Source organism: Variovorax boronicumulans (genome assembly GCF_030812215.1).
Classification (GTDB): domain Bacteria; phylum Pseudomonadota; class Gammaproteobacteria; order Burkholderiales; family Burkholderiaceae_C; genus Variovorax; species Variovorax boronicumulans_C.
This window is the reverse complement of the sequence record NZ_JAUSSG010000014.1, coordinates 86,586-110,505: the sequence shown is the minus strand read 5'-3', so window position 1 is coordinate 110,505 and position 23,920 is coordinate 86,586. Positions and strand designations below refer to the sequence as shown.

Annotated in this window: 21 protein-coding genes and 1 pseudogene; 12 read left to right on the top strand and 10 right to left on the bottom strand. The window is 64.4% G+C overall.

Features of this window, described 5'->3' with window-relative positions:
• Positions 1 to 31: 31 nt before the first annotated feature.
• On the bottom strand, positions 32 to 1,153 hold the full coding sequence (locus J2W23_RS29300; protein ID WP_176656897.1) for a DUF4062 domain-containing protein: 1,122 nt from the start codon (positions 1,151 to 1,153) through the stop codon (positions 32 to 34).
• A gap of 286 nt (positions 1,154 to 1,439) precedes the next feature.
• Between J2W23_RS29300 and J2W23_RS29295 the strand changes: the two genes are divergently transcribed.
• From J2W23_RS29295 to J2W23_RS29275, 5 genes are all read left to right on the top strand, one after another.
• Positions 1,440 to 1,604, top strand: coding sequence for a hypothetical protein (locus J2W23_RS29295; RefSeq protein ID WP_307651238.1), 165 nt, complete (start codon positions 1,440 to 1,442; stop codon positions 1,602 to 1,604).
• Positions 1,605 to 2,143: 539 nt separating this feature from the next.
• On the top strand, positions 2,144 to 4,255 hold the full coding sequence (locus J2W23_RS29290) for a ParB/RepB/Spo0J family partition protein (protein ID WP_307651237.1): 2,112 nt from the start codon (positions 2,144 to 2,146) through the stop codon (positions 4,253 to 4,255).
• A gap of 366 nt (positions 4,256 to 4,621) precedes the next feature.
• Positions 4,622 to 5,203 carry a hypothetical protein gene (locus J2W23_RS29285; RefSeq protein WP_307651236.1) on the top strand — a complete coding sequence of 194 codons (582 nt, stop codon included), beginning with the start codon at positions 4,622 to 4,624 and terminating at the stop codon, positions 5,201 to 5,203.
• Between the two features lie 55 nt (positions 5,204 to 5,258).
• Positions 5,259 to 6,302 carry a relaxase/mobilization nuclease domain-containing protein gene (locus tag J2W23_RS29280; RefSeq protein WP_307651235.1) on the top strand — a complete coding sequence of 348 codons (1,044 nt, stop codon included), beginning with the start codon at positions 5,259 to 5,261 and terminating at the stop codon, positions 6,300 to 6,302.
• Positions 6,303 to 6,413: 111 nt separating this feature from the next.
• Positions 6,414 to 7,574, top strand: coding sequence for an IS30 family transposase (locus J2W23_RS29275; protein WP_307651234.1), 1,161 nt, complete (start codon positions 6,414 to 6,416; stop codon positions 7,572 to 7,574).
• 165 nt (positions 7,575 to 7,739) lie between these two features.
• Here the strand turns inward: J2W23_RS29275 and J2W23_RS29270 are convergent, their stop codons facing one another.
• Complete coding sequence (locus tag J2W23_RS29270; protein WP_307651233.1) at positions 7,740 to 8,504, bottom strand: TetR/AcrR family transcriptional regulator; 765 nt, start codon at positions 8,502 to 8,504, stop codon at positions 7,740 to 7,742.
• A gap of 225 nt (positions 8,505 to 8,729) precedes the next feature.
• Between J2W23_RS29270 and J2W23_RS29265 the strand changes: the two genes are divergently transcribed.
• The 4 genes from J2W23_RS29265 (at position 8,730) to J2W23_RS29250 (ending at position 12,762) form a co-directional block, all read left to right on the top strand.
• The gene (locus J2W23_RS29265; RefSeq protein ID WP_307651232.1) at positions 8,730 to 9,698 is read left to right on the top strand and encodes a Bug family tripartite tricarboxylate transporter substrate binding protein; all 969 of its coding nucleotides are present in this window, start codon (positions 8,730 to 8,732) and stop codon (positions 9,696 to 9,698) included.
• Entirely contained in the window at positions 9,698 to 10,471 is a 774-nt protein-coding gene (locus J2W23_RS29260) for a cyclase family protein (RefSeq protein WP_307651231.1), read from the top strand. The genes J2W23_RS29265 and J2W23_RS29260 overlap by 1 nt, the downstream gene beginning before the upstream one ends.
• A gap of 19 nt (positions 10,472 to 10,490) precedes the next feature.
• Positions 10,491 to 12,185, top strand: a complete 1,695-nt coding sequence (locus J2W23_RS29255) for a CocE/NonD family hydrolase (protein ID WP_307651230.1) — start codon at positions 10,491 to 10,493, stop codon at positions 12,183 to 12,185.
• 85 nt (positions 12,186 to 12,270) lie between these two features.
• Positions 12,271 to 12,762 (top strand): hypothetical protein, encoded by a 492-nt coding sequence (locus J2W23_RS29250; protein WP_307651229.1) that lies wholly within the window; start codon positions 12,271 to 12,273, stop codon positions 12,760 to 12,762.
• On the opposite strand, the pseudogene J2W23_RS29245 reads toward J2W23_RS29250, so the two are convergent.
• A pseudogene (locus tag J2W23_RS29245) lies at positions 12,718 to 12,945 on the bottom strand (integrase core domain-containing protein); the annotation flags it as partial. The gene J2W23_RS29250 and the pseudogene J2W23_RS29245 overlap by 45 nt on opposite strands.
• Here J2W23_RS29245 and J2W23_RS29240 point away from each other — a divergent pair.
• A complete protein-coding gene (locus J2W23_RS29240; protein ID WP_307651228.1) occupies positions 12,909 to 13,076 on the top strand; it encodes a GlsB/YeaQ/YmgE family stress response membrane protein in 168 nt (55 codons plus the stop codon). The pseudogene J2W23_RS29245 and the gene J2W23_RS29240 overlap by 37 nt on opposite strands.
• A gap of 142 nt (positions 13,077 to 13,218) precedes the next feature.
• Here the strand turns inward: J2W23_RS29240 and J2W23_RS29235 are convergent, their stop codons facing one another.
• From J2W23_RS29235 to J2W23_RS29205, 7 genes are all read right to left on the bottom strand, one after another.
• Complete coding sequence (locus tag J2W23_RS29235; RefSeq protein WP_176656933.1) at positions 13,219 to 13,431, bottom strand: hypothetical protein; 213 nt, start codon at positions 13,429 to 13,431, stop codon at positions 13,219 to 13,221.
• Between the two features lie 659 nt (positions 13,432 to 14,090).
• A complete protein-coding gene (locus J2W23_RS29230) occupies positions 14,091 to 14,477 on the bottom strand; it encodes a DUF4150 domain-containing protein (RefSeq protein ID WP_176656934.1) in 387 nt (128 codons plus the stop codon).
• Positions 14,478 to 14,498: 21 nt separating this feature from the next.
• Positions 14,499 to 15,212 carry a DUF3540 domain-containing protein gene (locus tag J2W23_RS29225; RefSeq protein WP_307651227.1) on the bottom strand — a complete coding sequence of 238 codons (714 nt, stop codon included), beginning with the start codon at positions 15,210 to 15,212 and terminating at the stop codon, positions 14,499 to 14,501.
• Positions 15,209 to 16,339 carry a pentapeptide repeat-containing protein gene (locus J2W23_RS29220; RefSeq protein ID WP_307651226.1) on the bottom strand — a complete coding sequence of 377 codons (1,131 nt, stop codon included), beginning with the start codon at positions 16,337 to 16,339 and terminating at the stop codon, positions 15,209 to 15,211. Before J2W23_RS29220 ends, J2W23_RS29225 begins: the two co-directional genes overlap by 4 nt.
• Positions 16,336 to 18,993, bottom strand: a complete 2,658-nt coding sequence (locus tag J2W23_RS29215; protein WP_307651225.1) for a DUF2169 family type VI secretion system accessory protein — start codon at positions 18,991 to 18,993, stop codon at positions 16,336 to 16,338. Before J2W23_RS29215 ends, J2W23_RS29220 begins: the two co-directional genes overlap by 4 nt.
• A 6-nt stretch (positions 18,994 to 18,999) precedes the next feature.
• Positions 19,000 to 19,443 carry a hypothetical protein gene (locus J2W23_RS29210; protein WP_307651224.1) on the bottom strand — a complete coding sequence of 148 codons (444 nt, stop codon included), beginning with the start codon at positions 19,441 to 19,443 and terminating at the stop codon, positions 19,000 to 19,002.
• 8 nt (positions 19,444 to 19,451) lie between these two features.
• Positions 19,452 to 21,794 carry a type VI secretion system Vgr family protein gene (locus J2W23_RS29205; protein ID WP_307651223.1) on the bottom strand — a complete coding sequence of 781 codons (2,343 nt, stop codon included), beginning with the start codon at positions 21,792 to 21,794 and terminating at the stop codon, positions 19,452 to 19,454.
• Positions 21,795 to 22,134: 340 nt separating this feature from the next.
• On the opposite strand from J2W23_RS29205, the gene tssA reads away from it, so the two are divergent.
• Positions 22,135 to 23,223 (top strand): type VI secretion system protein TssA, encoded by a 1,089-nt coding sequence (tssA, locus tag J2W23_RS29200; RefSeq protein ID WP_176656939.1) that lies wholly within the window; start codon positions 22,135 to 22,137, stop codon positions 23,221 to 23,223.
• 87 nt (positions 23,224 to 23,310) lie between these two features.
• Entirely contained in the window at positions 23,311 to 23,883 is a 573-nt protein-coding gene (gene tssB, locus J2W23_RS29195) for a type VI secretion system contractile sheath small subunit (protein ID WP_176656940.1), read from the top strand.
• Positions 23,884 to 23,920: the final 37 nt, after the last annotated feature.

Below are 23,920 nucleotides of genomic sequence, written 5' to 3'. Positions count from 1 at the left end.
CCGAACACGGTGCGACCGTGCAGTGCTCGCGCTATCTGTTTTTTCGCTGGCGCCTGAGCGGAACCATCAGGTCTTCGGCCAGGTTCGCCGTGTCGAAGCGCAGGGCTGCGCGTGGCCTGTCCACCGCAACAGGAGGCTTTTCTTCCCCGCTGCCGAACCCCATCGTGCCGGCGTTCGGGCTGGCGTCATCCTCGGCCTGCGTTCGCCATCCCAGATGCTCGCTTGCATCGATGCGGGCCGCCAAGGCCACATGCGTCAGCTTCTGGGTCGGGTCGATCCGGTCGAGTGCCCAGTCGGCATAGGCGATTCCAGCCGTCAGTTGCTGGACGACCGTTTCCTGGATCAGGGCGAAGCTGTCGCCAAAGCCCTGGTTGCGCCGCGATGGCCGTTCGAGCGGCAGGCGCAGCACGAGCCGGCCTTGCTCGTCGAGCTGGATTCTTGTGCCGCCCACCTGTTCGAGATAGAGCGCAGCGCCGTCGATATCGGTCTCCATCCCCTTCGTGCTGTCGAACAGGCGGGGCTCCGAGAACAGCGCATGCTGGTGAAGGTCGTTCACCAGCTTTCGGTCTTCGAGTTCAGCAGGCCGAAGGATGCGCTGCAGCGGACCGCCAGTGATGGCCAGGTTCAGGACCGGAGACTGGACCGAGTTGCTGTTTCGAAGTTTCGGGAGAAGGCGGATCGCCGACTGCGTCAGTGCCGCCACATCGAGAGGCGCTGCCGCATGCGCCAGCTGGTATTCATGGATCGCGCGTGTGATGAGATCCTTCAGCGCTTCTGCCGTCTTGAAGCCGCCCCGGAAGTAGCCTTGCTGCCAGCCCTGGACATCGGAGACGAACTTGGCTTGCTGCGCATCGCGCGTGATGTCCTCCTGCACGAAGGCCAGCACCGGCTTCGTGTCGCGCGCTTCCAGAAATTCTTCATGCGTCGGTGAGACGCCGGAGGTGCCCTGCACCGATCCGTAGTGCTCGCCGAGGATCAGGACCACCAGGTCGGCTGACCGCACCCCCTGAAGGCATGCGATCTGAGGCGAGTTCGGCTGCGCGCCGAAATCCTCCGCCATGACCGGCTCGTGACGCAGCGTTGTCACGGCAGATCGTGCCGCGTCGCGGAATGGCTCGAATCCGCGGATCAGGGAACTGATAAAGATCTTCATCTTTTCTCTCTCTCACCTTGCTGTGAATGGAATGCGGAACAGCATATAGCGCTGCCGGGCAGGAGGCCATGGCGATGATCGGCGGGGTCCGCGCCGTGCGTCGCGCGGTTCCCTCCAGCGGGCTCGCCGGGTTCCGGGGAAGGTGAACGGCGTCGCGGCTTTTGCGCAAGGTCGTCCATCGCTCCCATGACGGCAGGCTGATCGAAGCACATCGGAAAGAACGCAGCGAATTCAGGCGCAGCCAGGGCATGGCTTCTTCTGCCGTCGGCCCAAGCCAGGCCGTTTCATGCGGCATTGCGCCCAGCGCGTCGATGGTCCGGGCCGGCTCGATCCGCTTTTTTCCTTGGCTCCGATGCGTTCGGCGATGCGCTCGCCGCGAATTGCCATCGGCGCCGTGATGTCGTTCCGCGCGGGCAGCTTCACGATCCCGGCGTTGAACAGATCGAAATGATCCCAGCGGTGGCCCGTTCGTTCGGGCGCCCCACCGGCGTTGCCGGTGTCGGGCTGCTCCAGGTTCGCGCCTTCGCGCTCATCCCCTGCGGGGAGGGCCTGCGGCCCCCTTGCGCATCCCTGGCGCAGGGGCTTCGCCCCTTTCCCGGACTTCCACTGATCAGACCTGCCTGCGGCAGGTGAGGGCGCTCGCCGCGCGGCGGTTCCGGTGCGCCTTCGAGGACGCTGCAGGCGGGTGCCGTCTTCCTGAGTCCTTCACCTTGTCGGTGACGTTGCGCGCGCGGCGCCGCGGGACCGGCTGCGCCTGCAAGGGGGTGTTCATAACGCATGCGCGTTACGAAGGCTTCCCCCTTGCTCCCCCGTCCCCGCGCGCGCCTGCGGTCACCGGGCGAAGAACTCAGGAAGACGGCGGCCGGCGGCTGATGCGCGGCCGATGCGATCCGGAACCCTTTCACGAGGGGCTCCGAATCTAGGAATCCGGCAGGGCTCTTTGTCCTTTCTTTCTTCTTTTTCTTCAACTTCATGACAAAGGAAATGCAAATGACTGCGACAACGACGATTGATGCGAATGACGTGGCCCCTGCGACGGGCAAGGGCGGCGCTCGCCGGCGCAAGGCCGCTTCGGCAAAGGGGCGGGGCGGCGAACGGGTGGCAGCGGCCGCGGACGCGCGCGCGACCGGGGAGGCGGACGCCGCGCCGTACGACCTGCTGGTGCCGCTGGAGCGGCTGGTGCTGGGCGAGGCGAACGTGCGCCGGGTGCAGCGCGACGACGGCATTGCCGAGCTGGCGGCGCTGATCGAATCGCAGGGGCTGCTGCAGCGGCTCGCGGTGGTGGCGCTGCCGGATGGACGGTATGCGGTGGTGGCGGGCGGGCGGCGCCTGCGGGCGATGCAGCTTCTCGTCGCCGAGGGGCGGATGGATGCCGCGCAGGCGGTGGAATGCCGATGCTTTGCTTCTGCGCGCGCGGTGGAAATCTCCCTCGCGGAAAACTCGGGGCGGGAGGCGATGCATCCGGCCGACGAGATGGAGGCGTTCCGCACCCTGATCGACGGCGGGCTCTCGGTGGCGCAGGTGGCTGGCCGCTTCGGGGTGGCGCCGCTGACCGTGGAGCGCAGGCTCCGGCTGGCGCGTCTCGCGTCCCGTTTTCTGGCGATGTACCGCGCCGACGAGATCGGGCCGGAGGAGTTGCAGGCGCTGGCGCTGACCGACGACCATGCTGCGCAGGAGGCGGTCTGGGATGGCCTCCCGGTGTACGAACGCAGCGCATGGGCGCTGCGCCGCAAGCTCACAGAGGAATCCTGTGCGGGCGGCAGCCGGCTCGCGCGCTTCGTGGGTCTGGCGGCCTACGAGGCGCGTGGCGGCGCGGTGCGGCGCGACCTCTTCGCCGAGGACGACGATGATGATGGCGTGTACCTGGACGATCCGGTGCTGCTGCAGGTCCTGGCCATGGAAAAGCTGCGCGCGCTGGCCGAGGAGGTGCGTGCGGAAGGTTGGGCATGGGCGGATTGCGTGACGGAGGGGGACGGCCTCGCGCTGCACCGCTATGGACAGGCATCGCAGCAGCGGCGCGCGATGACGCCCGAGGAGGCGGCGGCGTTGGCGGCCATGGACGCCGAGCGCGACCGGCTGGCCGAAGCCCTCGAGACGCTGGAAGCGCAGGGCGACGATCCCGACGCGGTGGACGCCCAGGAGGAGGTCGATGTCGAGGCCGAGGCGCAGCGGTTGTCGAGCGCGCTCGACGATCTGGACGACCGGATCGACGCGGCGCATGCCGCGCTGCTGGCGTGGACGCCCGAGCAGATGGCATGCACCGGGGCGTTGCTGCGCATCGACCATCGCGGAGAAGTGGTGGCGACCCGGGGGCTGACACGGCCGGGGGACCACCGCTGCGGTTCGGGGGCCGGCGATCCGGAGGGCGAGGGCGGGCCGGGAATGGCGGGCGATGGCGACGAGGCGGGCGCGGGCACCGCGAGAGCGCGCGCTGCGTTCAGCGAGAAGCTGATGCGCGATCTCACCGCGCATCGCACTGCCGCGCTGCAGGCCGCGCTGATGCAGGAGCCGCATGTGGCGCTGGCGACGCTGGTTCACCGGATGGCAGAGACGGTGTTCGGCCAGTACGGACGCGGCAACGATGTGGTGAAGGTCCATGTGCATGTGACCAGCGACTACAGCCTCGCGCAGTCGGCCACCGGCTACGAGGCGTCTCCGGCCGGTGCGCTGCTCGTGCGGGCCGCGACCGAATGGGGCGAGCGCCTCCCCGGCGATCCCGAGGTCCTGTTCCGCTGGCTGCTCGCGCAGCCGCGCGATGTGCTGCTCGATCTGCTGGCGTACTGCACCGCCCGCAGCATCGACGCGGTCGTTTCGCGCGAACGCACGGCCGACCAGAGCGACGCCATCGCCGAGGCGCTGGGCCTCGACATGGCGGACTGGTGGTTGCCGACCGCCGCGAACTACCTCGACCATGTCAGCAAAGCGAAGGCGCTCGAAGCAGTGCAGGAGGCGACCGGCGAGCACGGCACGCCACTTGTGGCGACGATGAAGAAGGCCGAGGCCGCGGCGCATTGCGCCCGCCGGCTGGAGGGCACGCGTTGGCTCCCGTCTCCGCTGCGCCCGCTCGCGGCGGCACCGCGCCATGGAGAGCAGGAGGCGTAGCAGGCAGGTAGGCCTCTCCATCTCGTCTCGTTTCGTCTCGTGCCCCTCGATGCTGGTTTGTCTGCTTTCTTGTTCGGCATGCCGAACATCGAGGGGTGCAGTGGGGCTCGCCATCGACGATGGCGGGTCTTTATGTTTCTGTCCTCATGTTCCCCATTTATTTCGATGCGACGGGGTGACCGGAGGCGTGCGCCGGACCGGCCCGGCGAGGGGGCTCGGATGTGCGTCAGGTGTGCACGCGGTCGGGGAGGGCGGTGAGAGAGGAACGTGGGACGCCGAATGTGGGACGCAGAACGCAAAGTCCTTGTGCGGCCATGAGGGCAGGATAGACTGACGTCAGACATTGTTTACCGCAACGGCGTTGCAATGACCAAGGCCCCCCGATCAAGCACCGTGATCAGCGCTCGCGTGTCGTCCGATACGAAGGTGAGCTTCGCAGCGCTGGCTGCGCGCCATCGGCTGAGCGAGTCGAGCCTGCTTGCCAAGATGGTCCGAGAAGTAATCCAGTCCAACGGTCCGATCACACTTGCATCGAACGCGCAGCGAGCCGCCAATGATTTGGATGGTGGCGTGGGCACGGCGGACCGCATCACGCTGCGACTTCGCTTCGGGGATCGACTGGCTGTGGCAAGACGGGCTCGTGTGCGTGGGATGAGGACCGGCAGCTACTTGGCCCTGCTCATCCACAACCATGTCCACGCGTCGACGGTGCTGCCACCGAGAGAACTGGCTCAGATCAAGGCCGTGGGCGCCCAGTTGGCGGCACTTGGTCGCCAGCTTCGCGTGTTCGGCATGACGAACAATCCGGCAGGCTCCGTCGCATTGGATTTGGGCGAGGCGATCACGCTGGTTCGCCGCGAGGTCGAGTCGGCACGTGAAGTCACCGCGGCCGTCGTACGCCACAACCTCATCAGTTGGGAGTCAGACAGCGAGATGAGCAATGCCTAAGCAGGTCGTGCGCTTGGGACGAAGCAACGGTGGGCCAGTTGGCGGAGCGCGCGACATGGCGCTGGACATCGTGAGCTACGGCCGGCGCGGCCCCGGCGGCAGGCTGAGCCTTGGATCCGACGAGATTGCGCAAGTCCAGCGCACCGTGAGCCGTACACCCGAAGTGATGGTGAAGGTCTCAGGCGGAGCACGGGACATCGGCGGCGTGGAGGCCCACCTGCGCTACATCAGCCGGCACGGCAAGCTGCCGCTAGAAACCGACGAGGGGCTGGTACAGCAGGGCCGAGGAGCGGCCAGGGAGATCGTGACCGACTGGCAACTGGAGCTGTGCAGAGGCCAGTACAAACCGAAACGCGCTCAGGGGCAGAAGGACACGCGCACAAAACTGGTCCACAACATTGTCCTGTCCATGCCCGCCGGCACGCCACCGGAAAAAGTACTGGCTGCGGCGCGCGTCTTCGCACGCGAGAACTTCGCGCTGCAATATCGCTACGCCATGGTGCTGCACACCGATCAGCCGCATCCGCATGCGCATCTGGTGGTCAAGTGCGAGCACGAGTTCGAGCCCGGAAAACGCCTCTACATTCGCAAGGACACGCTGCGCCAGTGGCGCGAGCAGTTCGCCGCGCTGATGCGTGAGCAGGGGGTGGCGGCCAATGCGACGCCGCGGCAGGTGCGCGGGCAGGTTCGCAAACCCTATCGAGATCCGATTCATCATCGATTACGGGCGCTGCAGGCCTTTGCGCAGTTGTCGCTTGCCGAGCGCGATGGATGTCGGGCGCCGAAGTCATCCATGGTGATGCGGACGAAGTTGGAACAGGTGCTGCGATGCCTCAAAGCGGGGCGGAGCGTTTCAGATGCGGGTCAGGCAAAGATGCAAGACACCCGCCAAGAGGTGTTGGCGGACTGGCACGCAACGGTGGGTATGTTGAGGAGACAGGGCGAAACTAGATTGGCTGCACAGGTGGATCGCTTCACGGAGCGCATGCCGGCGGTGCAGACCGATGATCAGCGGTTGGCGAATGGCTGGAGAGAGCAGGCGAAACACCAAGCGTTAAGACCCAGCGATATCAAGGCACCGGGGCCGAAGTTCCGGTGAGGTCCCGCACGGCTGTGGCAGTCGCGGCGGCCTGCATGTCCGCTTCAGACGGCGGATTCAATCGGTCGATGCAACACACTAAGAACTGCGTAGGCAGAAGGAGTGTTGCGGATGAAGTACCAGGCACGAACCTACTACACGGACAGCCAGAAAGCATTGATGTGGGAGCGCTGGAAAGCTGGCTGGACTCTTCATCAGATCGCTCATCTGTTTGTTCGCTCGCACGGGTCCGCACGAGGCATCCTGGCTCAGACGGGCGGGATCCGCCCACCCGAACGACATCGCTCGAGGCTGGCGCTGACACTTGCGGAGCGAGAGGAAATCTCTCGCGCTCTGGTGATTGGTCACTCGATCCGTGCGATCGCGGCGCGAATCGGACGAGCACCCTCCACGGTCAGCCGCGAGATCGAGCGTAATGGCGGGCGAGTTGGCTATCGGGCGAACCAGGCCGACAGCGCAGCTTGGAATCGGGCACATCGTCCCAAGCGCTGCAAACTGGCGGAGAACCGCGCCTTGGCGCGCGTGATGACCGACAAGCTGCGCTTGCTGTGGTCACCTGAGCAAATCGCAGGGTGGCTCAAGCATACTTATCCGTGCGACGAGGCCTTCCACGTGTCACACGAGACCATCTACCGCAGCCTTTTCATCCAAGCGCGCGGCGCCTTAAAGAAGGAGCTGCTTGAGCACCTGAGACGTACTCGCGGCATACGTCGCTGTCGTCATTACACGCAGAAGACGGCGATCCATGGGCAGATCATCGATGCCGGTTCGATCAGCGAGCGACCCGCTTCTGTTGAGGATCGGGCAGTGCCTGGTCATTGGGAAGGAGACTTGGTTTTCGGCAGTGCAAGCAGCCAAATCGCGACGCTGGTTGAGCGCCAAACGCGATACGTGATGTTGGTGAAGCTGGACGGCAAAGACACGCAAACGGTCGTGAACGCGCTCATCAAGAATGCTCGCAAGTTACCGCAGGAGCTCTACAAATCACTGACCTGGGACAGAGGCACGGAGATGCACGGGCACAAGCAATTCACGATGGCCGCCGACATCCAGGTCTACTTCTGCGATCCGCAGAGCCTCTGGCAACGCGGAAGCAACGAGAACACAAATGGGTTGCTCAGGCAGTACATGCCGAAGGGCACCGATATCTCAGGCTACTCACAGATTCAATTCAACGCGATCGCGCGACAATTGAACCAGAGGCCGCGTAAGACGCTCGGCTTCCAGACGCCCGCTGAGATGTTCAGCGAATCTGTTGCATCGACCGGTTGAATCCGCGACCCAAAGCGGAAGTTGGTTGTCCCCAGAGAGCGGTTGTCAGTGCTGCGCCTCAGCGACTTCTCGCAGTCTCGAACTCAGAATGTCGTGATCTTGTTCGCGGATTGGCCGCATGTCGCAGCCCTCAACGACGCAACCCCGCATGTCTGGAGCGTCTCCCTACGAAGACGAAGACGAAGACGAAGACGAAGACGAAGACGAAGACGAAGACGAAGACGAAGACGAAGACGAAGACGAAGACGAAGACGAAGACGAAGACGAAGACACAGGCGCCCGGATGCCCCCAACGACGAAGTCAACGAGCGCGTTTGCGGTCTCCTGCGCATCTGTCGTTCCGGCCTTCGTGCCCGAGAGGCGATGGAGGCGATTGGGTCGACCCCTGTCAGTAAGAAAGAGCACCACGGTGCTGACCATCAGCATGTAACGCAGGTACATCAAACTCAAAGGAATCTCGGGCGCTGAGTCATGGAGCGCTGCCACGAACTGCTTGGCCATGGGGTCGAAGTGCTTCTTGATGACCCGCTCCGTCATCGGCGACGGGGAAAGGCGGTGCTTCAGGATCAACTGCGCCAGCAACTGACCTTCGGTCGCTGCGCCATCCCCCACATACGGAGCGACGAAAACTCGGACTATCGCCGGTACTTCAGGCCGCGCGCCTTCTGCACGAGCGGCCGTTGTGATCTCTTTCAGGGCAAGTGTGCGGCGCTTGTTGACGCGCGCTGACAGCTCATCAAAAAGGGCCTCGGCCAGCGCTTCGGTGCTTCCGAAGTGGTAATGGATCGCCGCGACGTTGACACCCGCATGGCCGGTCAGAGTTCGCACAGGCACCCCGTCTACGCCTTTCTCGGCGTACAGGGCCAAGGCGGAATCGAGGATCTTCTGCCGGGTGAGGCGATCGGATGACGGGGATGTTCGTCCTGGCATGTCGACTGAGGCAAAGGAGTTGGGTCAATACGTGCCCCGGCAGCGCGGCCCGGGACGGTCATGGGCATTCTGCATCATCCAGTCAATCACTTGTTTCAATTGAGCAAGGGGACCAATGGACTTGAAAAAACAATTGATTGAAACAGTCGTTTTATATGTCTAGAATTCGCTTGTGACTGGATTCCGGCGTAGTCAGCGCCGGTCGGTGCCATAGGAGACAAGCCCATGTTGAATCGAAGAGAGGCGCTCGCAGGCGTCGCGATCACGTTCGCGACCCCCATCTCGAGAGCGGCGACGACGGACCTGCCCGAGATGATGAGGATCGTGATGCCGTTCCCTGCCGGGGGCGCCCTCGACGGGATGACACGCATCTTTGCAGACACCTACCAAAAGGTGACAGGTCGGCAATGCATCGTCGACAACAAGCCCGGCGCGGCCACCACCATTGGTGCGTCAGAGGTCTCGCGTGCGAAGCCCGACGGTTCCGTATTGCTCTGGACCACCGGTGGGCACCTGACCAACGGGGTGCTGATGAAAAAGCTGCCCTACCATCCGATCGACGGCTTTACGCCCTTGTCGATGGTGTATTCGACCTACGGGTTTGCGCTGCTGCACAGGACGAACGGGCCTTTCAACAGCTTGGCTGAATTCGTCGCGGCGGCAAAGAAGCAACCTGGCAAGCTCAGCTATGCGTCAGCAGGCAATGGAAACACAACGCATGTGGTCGGTGCTCTGTTCGCCAAACAGGCCGGGATCGATCTGATCCATGTTCCTTACAAGGGAACGCCCCTCACGGATCTGATCAGTGGCGTGGTGGATGTCTCGTTCATCGCACCATCGTCGGTCATGCAGTACATCGAGGCCAAGAAAATCAAGGCTCTCGCGATCACGGGGGCGCAGCGCGCGGAGACGATGCCTACCGTGCCTACGTTCGCGGAACTGGGTATGCCCGACATCGACATTCCTGCATGGATCGGCATGCTCGCGCCGCCGAAGATGCCGCCCCAAGTCTTGGCCGCGCTCTACGAAGGCGTCGCGAAGACGCTGGCCGACCCGGGTTTCAAGGAAAAGATGGTCACGTTCGGCAACAAGGTCTCGGGTATGCCGCCTGATCGGTTCAAGGCGTACCTCGAAAAAGAGTTCGCTCGCTACCAGCGAATCCTTCCTCCACTCGGCATCGAAATGGATTCGTGATGTTCAAGAAAATAGTCGACCTTTCCATCTTTCTCGAGAACGATGTGATCTCGGATCCTCCAGCGTTTGCGCCCAAGATTCACTACATGAACCATTCTGAGAGCTTCAGCCGGTTGGCGCAGTTCTTCCCTGGGCTCAAGGCGGAGGATCTGCCGGACGGTGAGGCATGGGCAGTGGAGAAGGTAGAGCTCAGCACGCACAACGGCACGCACCTCGATGCGCCGTGGCATTTCGCATCCACGATGAATCACGGTGAGCCGGCGATCACCATCGACGAGGTGCCTCTAGAGTGGTGCCTACGGCCCGGGGTGAAGCTCGACTTCCGTCATTTTGAGGATGGTTACGTGGTGCAGGCGGCCGATGTCGAGGCGGAGTTGCAGCGCATCGGCCACACACTGAAGCCGCTGGAGATCGTGGTCATCAACACGCGCGCGGGCAGCCGCTACGGCAAGCCAGACTTCGTACAGGCAGGTTGCGGCATGGGATATGGCGCGACGATGTACCTGCTTGAGCGCGGTGTGCGCGTGACTGGCACGGACGCCTGGAGCTGGGACGCGCCTTTCGCGTACACCGCCGAACGCTACAAGCAGGACAAAGACCCGGCGGTGATATGGGAGGGGCACAAGGCCGGCCGCGACATCGGCTATTGCCACCTCGAGAAGCTGCATAACTTGGAAGTGCTGCCCCCGGACGGGTTCTTCCTGTCTTGTTTTCCGGCCAAGGTCCGCGGCGGTTCGGCAGGCTGGACGCGAGCTGTCGCGCTGTTTCAGTGACGTGGCTCGGAGCAAGAAAATGATCTTTGAAAAGAATGTGTCGATCCGCCTGCGCGACGGCGCGGTTCTCAAGGCGAACGTTTTCCGCCCGGATGTAGATGCACCCGTACCTGTCCTCATGACGCACGGCCCCTACGGCAAGGACGCGCATTTCGAGGATGCCTTCAAGCCGCAATGGGACGAGCTGAAACGCCTCTACCCTGGCATCGACACGGAAGGCAGGTCCGGAAATTACCTGCGGTGGGAGGTGCCCGATCCAGAGCGCTGGATTCCTTGGAGCTACGCGATCGTGGTGGTCGACAGTCGAGGCGCTGGTGAATCGCCCGGCAAGCTGTGGGTGTGGTCGCCGCAGGAAGTAGACGACTACGCAGACTGCATCGAATGGGCGGGCGTGCAGGGATGGTCCAACGGCAAGGTAGGCCTCCTTGGCATCTCGTACTACGCGATGAATCAGTGGCAGGTCGCCGCACGTCGGCCTCCCCATCTCGCGGCAATCTGTCCGTGGGAAGGGGCCAGCGACATGTACCGCGATGCCAGTCATCACGGCGGGATTTTCGGCAACTTCTTCTTCGAACTCTGGTTCCCGAAGCAGATCCTCTCGGTGCAGAACGGCAAGGCCGACAGTCCCTACATCGACCGCGAAACGGGTGCGACGAGCACAGGCGAGGCGCTGGACGCTGACACTCTGCGCGCCAACCGAGTGGATGTCATCGATGAGTTCCGATCGCACCCCCTCGTCGATGACTGGTATGCCGCAAGATCTTCGAAGCTCGCGGACATCGAGGTGCCGGTCCTGTCGGCAGGGAACTGGGGCGGCATGGGGCTGCACCTTCGCGGAAACGTGCAGGGCTTCCTAAGTGCGGGTTCGCGGCAGAAGTGGCTGCAGATGCATGGCGGTACGCACTGGGAATCCTTCTATCTGCCTGAGTACGTGCAGATGCAAAAGCGCTTCTTCGACAGATTCCTGAAGGACGAGCCCAACGGATGGGACGAACAACCACCTGTCATGCTGGAGGTGCGCCATCCGGACCGGTTCGAGCAGCGCTTCGAACACGAGTGGCCAATCGCGCGAACGCGGTGGACCAAGCTCTACCTTGATGCGCAGGCCAAAAAGTTGACGTCCGAACCTGTCGCTTCAATCGCCACAGCCACCTACCGTGTGCCAGGGCGCGGCATTGAATTCATAAGCGCGCCCATGGAGGCATTGACAGAGTTCACCGGGCCGCTGTCACTGGTTGCATGGCTTCGCTCTAGCACCGAAGACATGGACCTCTTCGTGACCGTCCGGGCGTATGACCCCGATGGCCGCGAAGTGCTCTTCCGAGGCGCAACGGATCCACAGGTGCCGGTCGCGCAAGGGTGGCTGCGCGCCTCTCACCGCAAGATCGACCCCCAACGCTCCGGGCCGGGGCAACCGTTCCACACACACTCCGAGGTCGAGCCCTTGACACCCGGCGAAGACTATCGGGTGGAGGTAGAGATCTGGCCCACGTCCATCGTGCTTCCACGTGGGTATCGGCTTGCAGTGCGCGTCGACGCGCAGGATTTCGAACGCGAGGGCGCGGCAGGGCCGCGCAAGGGTTCAGGGCCGTTCTTGCACACCGACCCTCTGGACCGCAGGCCGGATCTCTTCAGCGGCGAGAACATCATCCTCACTGGCGGTCGCTACGACTCGCACCTGATGCTGCCGCTGATCCCCTCCCGCGACAACTGAAGCACTTTCCCCAGGCACTCCCTACCGGGGTGACCTGGGCATCAGCTCGCGAGCAGGCGGCACTTTCGACCACGAAGGATCCACCTTGACCGCCCCGTTCGATACAAACTCGCCCGACCTCGTGAGTTGGGTTGAGAGCGCCAACGCGCCCGAAACCCCTTTTCCGATTCAGAACCTTCCCTACGGCAGGTTCAGGCGGGACGCATCCGATCCATGGTCGATCGGCGTGGCCATTGGGGACCAGGTCTTGGATGTTCATGGCGCCGGGCTCGCTCACAGTTCGGACATGGTTCAATGGCTGACGCTGGGCCGCGCACAGCGGCAAGCCCAGCGAGAAGCGATATCGATGGCCTTGCAGCACGGCAACGAAGACCGTGCGCGCATCGCGCCGTGGCTGGTTCCGATGAGCACGGTCGAACTGGGCCTGCCTTGCGATGTTCGCAACGCAGGCTCACCCTCGATGAAGAGTCTGTTCACGGGAGTGAGGCGCAGTTGGAGTGACCCCCTGCGGCTGGACCACCGGGAGTCAGATCTAAGCCGCTTGCTGGACCAGTTGATCTTCGAACTCGTTGGGTGACCGATAGCCGAGCGCCGAGTGCAGGCGTTTGGCGTTGTAGATCTCTTCGATGAACCTCGGCAGCCGGGCCGCGACGTCGGCGAAGGTCTCATAGCCACCGATGTAGACGTCCTCGACCTTGAGCGTCTTCATGAAGCTCTCGGCCTGTGCATTGTTGTACGGATTGCCGGGTGAGCTCATCGAGCCGCGCAGTCCCGTACCTTGGCCAGGCAATGGGTTGGTACACCGCAGGCGCAGGTGCCGGCTTCGTTGCTTCGGTCCTCGGTGCCGTCGTGGTCCTCGTCATCTACGCGATGATCGCCCGCCGCCGGTAGAGGGTTGATGCTTTTCCAAGTCTCACCTCAGGGGGCTCATTGCAGACGATCTGAAGCAAACTATGACCACCGAGCCGGAACCCCGATCCGTCGTTTTCGGAACGAGGCTTGAGGGGCGTGCGAGCGCAGCCGCCAATGGACATCATCGTCGCTTCGCCAGCGTCAAGCGGCCGAGTGCAGTGATCCGGTGCACTCGCGCCTCGACAGACCCGGGGTCCGAAGAGATCACAACCGCCTTGATGAAGCCGACCGTGTGGAGCAACTCGACACAAGTGACGGCCAACTGCCCGGTGACAACGAGCGGAAACTCGCGCCCTTGCAGTTGAGGCAGAAAGTCCATCGGCTCAAGCTTCATTGGCCGGGGGCTCCGAGTGGCGTGCTGTCGCAGCGAAGCCCTCCCGGGCTACCGGCGACATCCTTTCCGCCCTGCGGTTCTGATGACGCTGGAGGAGTTCGAAACCGAGTTCCGTCTCCAGGACCTAGAGTTGTTCAAGGCCATGCTTCAGTCCAACTTACTTGGTAGCGTCGACCTTCTCACCAACAAAGAATTTTCCCTTGAACCAGTCCTGCCTGGGAAGTGCGGAAAGCTCGGCGAGATCGTGAAAGTGACCTGCCATTTCGCACCCGCAGTCAATGCACCTCCAAATCTTCATTCCCTTGGGCTCGGTCGGCCCCTCAAGATGACTGCCATCACATTGTGTGCATTTCATGATTAGTCTCTTGTGCTGTTGACGGCGTAGTCAACCGGTCGATACAAGATTCGGCTGAACATCCCAGGCGGCGTCTGGAAGCCGAGGGGCTCTTGGCCTTTCGCTCAAGCGGCTGGGCTGACGCCCTCGTAATTGAACTGGAAGGAGATCTCGGATCTCGACAAATGAGGAGCAAACGACCCAGCCCGCGCCGGTGTGCCACCGCCGGCGAGAGCGCCTTTAACAATGTTACTGCGAGCCCGGTCCTAAGCGCTTGGAGGTGCGTCGTGACCTTTTGATTCAGACCTGGGCCGCGGCCGGTGTCTCAGGGTGCCAACACCAGTACCTTGAACTGACTCGGCACGATCCGCATACCGACGATGTTGCAGCGGTTTTGCACGGCAAGGCTGGTCATGCGGGTGCAGGGCGTGCCCTTCAGCAGCACGGTGAAGGCGCCGGTGATATGGCGCGAGGGGCCCATCACCGTCTGCGACACCACGCCCATCAGCACGCCCGCGTTGTCGCCGTTGGTGATCGGCGTGGTGGTCGCCATGTTGTGGACGGGCGTGCCGCCATAGAGGATGTTCCAGGCGTTGGGAATCGCCGTCGGCCCGAGCGCGAAGTTGGGGTAGGGGATGGGAAGTGCGGGCGGCGTCTTGCAGACGTCGGGAAAGGCGAGGTCCACGCCCATCATCTGTGCATTGGCAAACATGGCAAAGGCTCCTGTTCTCGATCAACCCATGTGAATCTGTTCGGCGTCCACCTTCACCAGCGCCTTGCTGGTGACGAAGGTGTTCTTCGCATGCAAGCGCATGCTCTCGGAGGCCTGCATGTCGATCTGGCCCGCCCGCACCTGTTCGACCTCCTCGGTGAGGCGAAAGCTCGAGCGCGTGAGCACGCTCAGACGATCGAGCACAGTCTCCAGCGTCCGGCCCACGAAGCGCGCGACCAGCGTGGTCACGCGTACTTCGGCGCCCCGATAGTCCATCTGTGCGATGTCGACTTGTGCCTTTGCGGCCTGGAGCGCCAAAGCGGGTGCTTCCAGCGCGAGGGTGCCGCGTCGCGAACGGATCGTGAGGTCGCCGTCGGTCACGATCTCGGCGCGGCTCGGGTCCGTCTGCGTGACGACGGCGATCAGGTAGAGCTTGTCGTGGTGGGGGCCGGCCACGAGCACAGTGTCGCCCGCGGTCGGCTGTAGCAGGCAGCTTGCGGCCCGCTGGCAGCGCCAGGATGCGGTGCCGTCCTGGGGAGCGACGAGAAAGCCGCCTTCCGCGAGCTGTTGCCGGACCGTGCCGAGTGCGCTGCCGGTCCATGCGGGCGTGACCGGGGCGGCAGATGGCATCGGCCTGCGCATCAGCGCGCGCATCTCGGCGTCGGACGCGCCGTGGTCGATGGCGGCATCGTTGCGCAGTGGCAAGGGCTGATTGCGATTGGCGCGGTGGTTCATGGGGATGAGATGTCCTGTGTATCGGGCGGCGGCAGCGGCCGTCCGAAGGTGTCGCGGCCAGCGCGCTGCGGGCGGCTCGCGCGCGCGGCCGAGAAACGTTCGGCCTCGAAGAGCGCCGGGTCGCTGTCGAGCACGCCGATGCGGTCGTTCCAGCGGGTCCCGGCCTGTATGGCGCGGTGTGTCTGGGTCCGATGGAAGGTGGCGCCGCGCAGGTCGGCGTCGCCGAGGTCGGCATAGGAAAAATCCGCGTACACAAGATGGCTGCACGCGAACGAGGTGCGCCGGCAGCTGGCGCGATGGAACACGCATTGCGCGAGCCGCGACCTCGACAGGTCGGCATCGTCGAGCCGGGCGTCGATCCACAGGCTCTGGTCGAAATGTCCACCGCTGGCGTTGGCGCCGCGCAGGTCGGCTTCCGGAAAAAGACATTGCGGCGCGTGCACGTTCTTCAGCACTGCCTGGACAAGCTTCGCCCCTTTGAAGTTGCACTGGCTCAGCCGCGCGCCGGAGAAGTTGCATCCGGCCAGGTCGGCATCGATGAACTGGCACAGGTGAAAGGACTGCGCCGAGAAGTCCTGCTCCGCGAGCGCGGCCTCGCTGAAGATGACGTTGTGGAAGCTCGCCCCCCTGAAGCTCGCGCCGCGCAGCCCGGCGCGATAGTAGACCGTGGTGTTCAGCGCCACATCGTCGAAACGCGTGCCGTCGAGCCCGCTTTCGCCGAACACCGATTTCGTGAGGTCCGCGCGCTCGAAGCTTGCGCCGTCGAGCGTGCTCCGGTGGAAGGTGGCTTGGCCGAGCCGGGCGTCGGTCAGGTCGGCGCCATGCAGTTCGGTCTCGGTGAAGACCGCGTGCATCAGCGTGGCCGAGCGCAGGCTCGCGCGGGGGAGGGCGCATCGGGTGAAGGCGCAGTGGTGAAGGTCGGCGGCATCGAGCGTTGCCTCGTCGAAGCGGCAGGCCTCGAACACCGACTCGGCCAGCAGCGCACCGCGCAGGCTCGCGCGGGTGAAGTCACAGGCGCCGAAAGTGCCGCCTCGCAGGTCCAGTCCGTCGAAGTCCAGGCCCTGGAAATCCTGGCCCTGGATGTGTTCGCCTCCGCGGGTCTTTGCTGCCAGTTCGTCCCGCGTCATCGCACGGGGTCCGCGGCGCGGCGTGGGAGGGTCTTGGCCTGCTCGAGGTACGCGCCACGTGTCTCGGTGACGTGGTCGATCAGGGCCTGCGACACATCGGCGCGAAACAGGTTGGCCTCGCGCAGGTCGGTGCCGATCAGGCGGGCCTTCTGGAGGCTGGCATGCATGAGGTTGGCGCCGCGCAGCGCGGCGTGTGTGAAGTCGCAGCGGATGAACAGGCTTTCAGGTGCGTCGGCTGCGCTCAGGTCGGCGCCGGTGAAGCTGCAGGCAGAGAAGTCGCAGGTATCGAGCGTGGCGCGCACGAAGCGGGTACCGTCGAGCGCCATCTCGCGCAGGCCGCATTGCACCAGCGTCGCACCTTCGAAGTCCGCGTTGCGCAAGCTGCTGGTGCCGACGAAGCAGGTGGTGCGCAGCGTCGCTTCGCGGAACACGATGCCGTCGTCGCCCGGCGTATGGGCCCAGGCGCAGGCCTCGAGCTGCGCCCGTGTGAAGTCCAGCCGCGCGGCGACGCACGAGATCAACCCGACCTTGTGCAGGACCGCGCCGCGGAAGCTGCAGTCTCGCAGGTTGCTCTGCTCGATGAAGATCACATAGGCGAAACGGGCCTTGTCGAAACTGCAGCGCTCGACGTGTATGCCCAGGAACGTCAGGTGCTCGAGCTCGGCGCCCCCGAAATCGCAGGCCTCGAAGCGGGCCTTCTCGACCGCGGTTTCATGCAGGTGCGCGCCGGCGAAGACCGTGTGCAGGCATTGCGCCAGGCTCAGGTTGGCGCGGTGCAGCACACAGCCGGCCAGCGACGCGCGCGACAGGTGCGCGCGCACCAGCACGGCCTCGGTGGCGTCGGCGCCGTCGAGCCGGGCATCCTCGAGGTTCGCGTTCTCGAACAGCGTCCGGTGCAGGCGCGCGCCGCGCAGGTCCATGCCCGAGAGGTCGGCGCCCGTGAGGTCCATCTCCGAAAGATCGCGCGTGGTGGCCATGACCTCCTGGACACGCCGGCGCGCCTCGGCGGCGCGTTCGGCGGACATGGCGTCGGCCGCGGACTGGTGCTGCGCGCCCATGCGGTACATATCGAGCAGTCCGCGCCCGCCCTTTTCCACCACCTGCGCAAACTCCCGCTGTTGCGCCGGCGGAAGGGGCGCAGTGCCCGTGGACTGTGCAATGCCGAACATGCCCTTGAGCGCGCCCTGTGCGTCGATGGAGGGCGGCCCCTTGGTCGTTGCCCGATCGATGCCTTCCACCAGGTCGCCGGTGTCGAAGCCGACCTTGCGCGATTCCGCCGCGTTGCGCCGGCCCTGCCGCTGAAGCTCCTGGCGGCCTTCTTCGAGCTTGCGCCGCTGGTCCTGCGCGAAGATCCGCGTGCGTTCGATGAAGGCGGGCAGTTCGGCGAGCGTCGGGGCCTTGCGGAAGGGCTCGGGCAGCGGCCGTTCGCGCAGCAGGCGTGGATCGTGGCCGGCTTCGCGGGCCTTCTGCATCATGTCTTCGCGCAGACGATCGCCGCGTTCGCGCATGTTGCGCACGAGCGCGGATTCTTCGGCGTCGTCCAGCGCGTCGAGCCAGGGGCCGATGGCTTCGAGGGGCAGCAGTTCATCGTCGCGCGCCGCGTACAGCGCGCCGGTCTCGGGATGGCAACGGCGCTGCAGGATCTCGAAGTAGTGCGCGATCGGGCGTTGCGGCTCCCCGGCGCGCTCGATGGCCGGCATCACGTGGGTGACGTCGTTGGCATCGTCCTCGGCGATGTCGATCTCGCCGTGATAGATCAGCGCCACCTGCGCGTGGTGAGGAAAGAACCATGCCGTGGTGTGGCGCATGGGCACTTCGTCGAAGTGCTCCGGGTCCCGGCCGGTACCCGTCTTACGGGCGATGAAGGCGCGCGCCCGCCAGTCCGGAAGCCGGCCGCTCTGCAGGGGCTGGGTGGGGTGCATGTTCCAGATTTCGTAGGGAGTGCCGCTCGGGATGCTGTCGCGCCCGGTCCAGCGTTGCTCGGGCGGTGCGGCATTGAAGAAGTGCCAGTCCATGTCCTCGGAGAAACCGGGGAACAGGTTGTCGCGCCAGTGGGCGTCGTAGTGCCGTCCGATCAGGCGCATGCGGCTCGGGCGCGCCAGGTGAATGGCGTCGAAGCAGGCCGGCTCCACCTCGCGGCCCGGGCGGTCCAGGCGCCGATGCGGGTTCTCGATGTTGGGCACGCGCTGCATGGAGAGGCCGTTGACGGTCTCGTGAGCGTGGCCGATGCCGGCCGGGTTCTCCACAAAGCTCGGGCCACCGTAGGCGCGCGTCCAGTCCAGGCGCATCGATTCGAAGGGCTGCGGTGCGGTGGCCTGGCCGTCGAGCCAGAAGCGGTCGCCGAACACCAGCAGTTGTCGCGTGAGCTCGCCAACCCGCAGCGCGACGGCGCAGGCGGTCTTTTCCTTCTGGTGGTGGGTGTAGGCATGGCCGGTCGCGAGGAACTCGGCACAGACCTTGGGCATGCCCAGGTCAATGGCACCCGTGGGACCGAGCTCCTCGGCGGCGATCTTCCAGAACTCAGGTTCGGGCAGGAGCACCGGCGCTTCGCCCATCGACACCATGCCCATCAGGGTCACGCCCAGCCGCTGGCGGCCGTCGCGGAGGAAGGGGCGGGTGATGAGGCTCAGCCGGAGGGGTTTGACGGTCTTCACAGGTCGCTAGCCCCGCGCGGGCGGCACTTCCAGCGGCGTGCGTTGCCTGTCCACCGACACCACGGACGGATGGACTGGGTCCTGCATGAGATGGATGGTCGCGCCGGGCACTGCGAGGCGCGGCAGCAGCAACTCGTCGATCAGCGTCCTGAGCACCACGGTCGGCACCGGGGAGGGAGGGAGCATCTGCAGCGTCAACTCGAGCGCCACCATGCGTTGACCGTGGCTGCCCGGGCCGGTGAGCTGGTGTTCGGAGCGCCGCACCTGTGTCACGGTGCCCTGGGCGGCCACGCCGGCGCTGCCGAGGATTTTGCCGATGCGCCGCTCCCGGCTGTACTTGCGCTGCTCGCTCGTGGCGGCCACCACCACCGCGACGCCGGACAGCAACGCCCCGCCCATCATCACGGCGAAGACACCCCAGAGAATCTGCTCCCAGATGGCCATTGGCAACAGGTGGCTCAGACCTTGATGGTCATGGCCTTGGCGAAGAAGGCCAGGCCGCCACTGGCGATCTTCATCCCGATGTTGGCCACCTTGAGCGCCGTGCCCTTGATCTCGGTCGCCTCGTTCTGCGCCCGGAACACCGCTACGTCCAGACGCACTGCGGAGAACTGCGAATTGAGGATGTAGTTCTGCTGGCGCAGCCCCCAGAGGTCCAGCGCCACCCCGACCGCGGAGAACCGGAATCCCACACCGCCCGCGCGGCGCAGGCGCCAGTCGCTGCTCTGCGCGTAGTTGTTGACGTAGGTCTTCGAATTGTTCGTGTAGTCGTTGGTGAGGTTGTTGTAGGTGTTCGACGTCGTGTTGTAGACGTTGGTATTGATGACGTGCTGCGTCGTGTTGTGGATGTGGTTCGTCGTGTTGAAGGTCACGTCCGGCGAGGTGTGCACCGTCGGACCGGTCACCGTGGTGGTCGAAGGGCCGTTGACCAGCACCGTGTTCGAGGTGTTGATCGTGTCGCTCCGGCCCGCGCTCACGAAACGGATTTCCTGCCCGTCGATGGTGCCGTTGAAGCCGCCGGTGATGGCGAGCTTGACGCCGCCGGTGATGGTGTCGTTCAGGCCGCCGCTGAGCATGCGCGTCTTGCCGCCGGAGATCGTCTGGTTCACGCCGCCGCTGATGGTTTCGCCGAAACCGCCTGTCACATCGCGCGTGTCGCCACCGGTGATGGTTTCCTTGGCACCCGCTGTGATGTCGCGCGTCTCGCCGCTCTGGTAGGTGGCCGACTCATGACCCTTGATCATGGTGGTGCGGGTGCCGCCGGTGGTGTGGGTCTCGTCGGCCTCGACCTCCACGTCGAGGTTGCGCTCGGCGTGCAGCAGGATCTGTTCGGCGCCCGTGCGATCTTCGAAGCGCAGCATGTTGGCCTGGTTGGCTGCACCGCCGGTGCTCGAGCGCGTGAGGATGCCGCTGGCCGTGGCGTTGGCGGGCAACTCCCAGGGCGGCATCTGGTCGCTGTTGTAGACGCGGCCGGTGATGATGGGGCGGTCGGGTTCGCCGCCGATGAAATCGACGATCACTTCCTGGCCCACGCGCGGCATGTGCATCGTGCCGTAGTTGGCGCCGGCCCAGTTGCTCGACACGCGCACCCAGCAGGAGCTGTTCTCGTCCGACTGGCCGTAGCGGTCCCAGCGGAACTGCAGCTTCACGCGGCCGAAGCGGTCGGTCCAGATCTCCTCGGGACCGACGACCGTGGCGGTCTGCGGGCCGTTGGTGCGCGGCTTGGGCGTCTTGCGCGCGGGGCGGTAGGCGACGGTAGAGGGCAGCACAGTGAAGTCGAACTCGCACACAGATTCCGCGCTGCCGCCGCTCGAATACTCAGGCTCCTGCAGGTTGTAGCGAGTCTCGGTGACGAGGTACTCGCGGTTGTCGGCTTCGCGCGGGCAGTGCGTCATCTCGAACAGGTGGCCCGGTGCCATGCCCAGCACGTTGGTGTGTCCCGAAGCCAGTTCGTGCGCGCACTGCAGCTCCTGCAGTCGGACCTTTGCATAGGCATCGCCTTGCCCGTGCTCGCTGTAGCCGCCGAGCCATTCGTAGACTTCGTAGGTCGAATGCTCGTGGCCCTTCGGGTCCTGCTGCACGCTTTGCAGCGAGGCGCGCGATTTCTTGAAATCGAAGTCGTCGAGCATCACGCGGCCCGAGGTGATCTGCTCGGAGATGCGCCACCGGTCGATGCACGGCTCCATCGCGTTGACCACGCGGTCGCGCGGACGGTAGGGAATGGTCGCGTAACCCGGCAACTTGGCGTAGCCGCCGGTGTCATCGGCCAGCACCAGAAGGTGCGCGCCGTTGCCGTGCTCGAAGTGATAGGCGATGCCTTCGTGCTCCATGAGGCGGCTCACGAAGGCGAAGTCGCTCTCCTGATACTGCACGCAATACTCCCATGGGCGGTAGTTGCCGGCCAGGCGCTTCTCGAACTGGAAGCCGTATTTGCCCAGCACCTCATCGAGCACCTCGGGCACGCTCTTGTTCTGGAAGATGCGGCAGTCGGTGGTGCGCGTGAGGTACCAGAGCCAGGGCTGCACCAGTGCGCGGTAGATGTAGTGGCGGCCTGTCTCGTTGGCTCGGCCCACGAGCTCGAAGCGCACCACGGTGCCGTTGAGAAAGCGGGGTGCGCCGCCGTCCTGCAGTTCGATCGTGAGCGATGTGCCCAGAAGTGTTTTCAGGTCGAGGCTGAAGCTCGTGCTGACCATGTCCACCTCGAACTCGAACAGTTGCGAGAGGCCTTCATGCCCACGCATGGCGCGGAACTTGAGTTGCTCTGCGCTGAGTGCGGTGTGAACCTGGACGGTACGCGTCATTCGAAATTTCCCTGGCCCTTGAAGCTTTTCGCGGTTGCAAGCCTTCGGGGGCAGTCTAGAAATTCGTTATGTCATATGCATGACGTGGGCCTGCTGCGCCCTCTGAAAACCCAGCGTGCGAACACCTTGCGGCACGCTTGCATCGAGGTCTTGCGCATGACCCCGTCATCGGCTGCGCACATTCGTATGTGCTTTGTTGTAGGTCTTCTGTGTAATGTTTAAAGAAGGTTGTACTTCTTTGGATTTCATTGCCATGCGTTGCATTCGGTTGCGGTTGACCATGCTTCTTGTTCCCCTCAAGATAACAAGCGTTGACGATGGTTAATTCAAGGGGGGCCGGTTGTTGCCGAGTGAGATCGATTTGTTGCAGTCGCCTGTCGAAGGCCCGCTTCCGTGTGGTGAAGATCTGGAGTACGACCCCGATTTCATGGCGTTGCAACAAGCGACGACGGGCAAGCGAGAGCAACAGTTCGGCGCAACGATCATTCCCGCAGAGCCTCCCGACTGGGCCCGCGTGGAACGCATTGCCAGGCAGCTGTGCGAACGCACGCGCGACCTGCGGGTGCTGGTTCCGCTGACCCTGGCATGGACGGAGACGCGCGGCCTCTCCGGCTACGTCGACGGCCTTCGGCTGGTCGATGTGGTGCTGCAGAAATTCTGGAACGACGTGCACCCGCGCGTCGTTGCCGATGGCTTCGAAGACCCGCTGCCGCGCATGAATGCGCTGGCTGCGCTGGCTGAAACCGAGGGGCTCGGGCGCAGCGTGCGCGATGCACGCCTGCTCGACGATGGTGGTTCGTCAGTGAGCCTGCGGCAGGTCGAGGCCCTGCTCGATTCGAGCAAGGCCGATCAGATCGACTACCCGGGTGGTATCGGCCGGTTGCGTGAAGCGGCACGCCGCGCACACGAGAAGGCAACGCCGGCGGTGGTGGCCTTGCGCGCCGCGCTGGAACTGCTGCAGCGCATTCGCGAGACCTCCGAGCGCGCGCTGGGACAGAGCTGGGCGCCGGATTTCTCCCGGCTCGAACGCTCGCTTCGCACCGTGATGCAGTTGCTGCCCGAGCAGGCACAGCCCGATCCGGCGCCAAGCCTTCCGGGTGAGAACGACGTGAATCCACAAGGTACTGCGCAGTCTGCTTCGAGCGCGCAGGCCACGGGAGCTGCAAGTGGCGGCGCAGGCCTACGCGCACCCGGTATTAAAGAGATTGAAATATCGAGCCGCGATGATGTGCAGGTGCTGTTGGAGAAGGCGTGCCAGTACCTGGAACGCATGGAACCCAGTCATCCGGCGCCCATGCTGATACGGCGAGCGCAAAGACTCATGGACCTCAACTTCTTCCAGATCATCGAAGAGCTTGTGCCCGAGGGATTGCAGAAGATAGAGAGCTTGGCCGGACGGCCATTGAACGGCGGTGCTACCCCTGAATAGGCGGCCATCGCTGCCGATGCGGGGGCTCGAAGCCGGCAAGACAGACAGTCAGGTCCGACCGATGTATTCAGTTTCAAGAGGAAGCTTATGGCAGACAACCGTGTCAGAAACAGTGGTCAGAAGTTCATCGCGCGGAACCGGGCGCCGCGCGTGCAGATCGAGTACGACGTCGAGATCTATGGCAGCGAACGCAAGATCCAACTGCCGTTCGTGATGGGCGTGATCGCCGACCTCGCGGGCAAGCAGATGGACCCGATGCCCGATCTGGCCGAGCGCGATTTCATGGAGGTGGATATCGACAACTTCGACGACCGCATGAAGTCGATCAAGCCGCGCGTGGCGTTCCAGGTGCCCAACACGCTCACGGGCGAAGGCCAGATGAATGTCGACATCACCTTCGACACCATGGACGACTTCTCGCCCGCGCGCATCGCGGGCCAGGTGGATGCACTGCAGCAGTTACTCGCAGCACGCACCGAACTTTCGAATCTGCTCTCCTACATGGATGGCAAGAACGGCGCAGAGCAGCTGATCGCGCAGGCGCTGCAGAACCCGGCGCTGCTCAAGTCGCTCGCCTCCGCGCCCAACCCGGCGGTCGCCAAGGCGGTCGATGCGGCGAACGAGAAAGCAGGCCACGCGCCCGGCGGTTCTTCCGAGTAAGCGCAAAGCCAAGCAACGCACAGCAAGCCGACAGGAT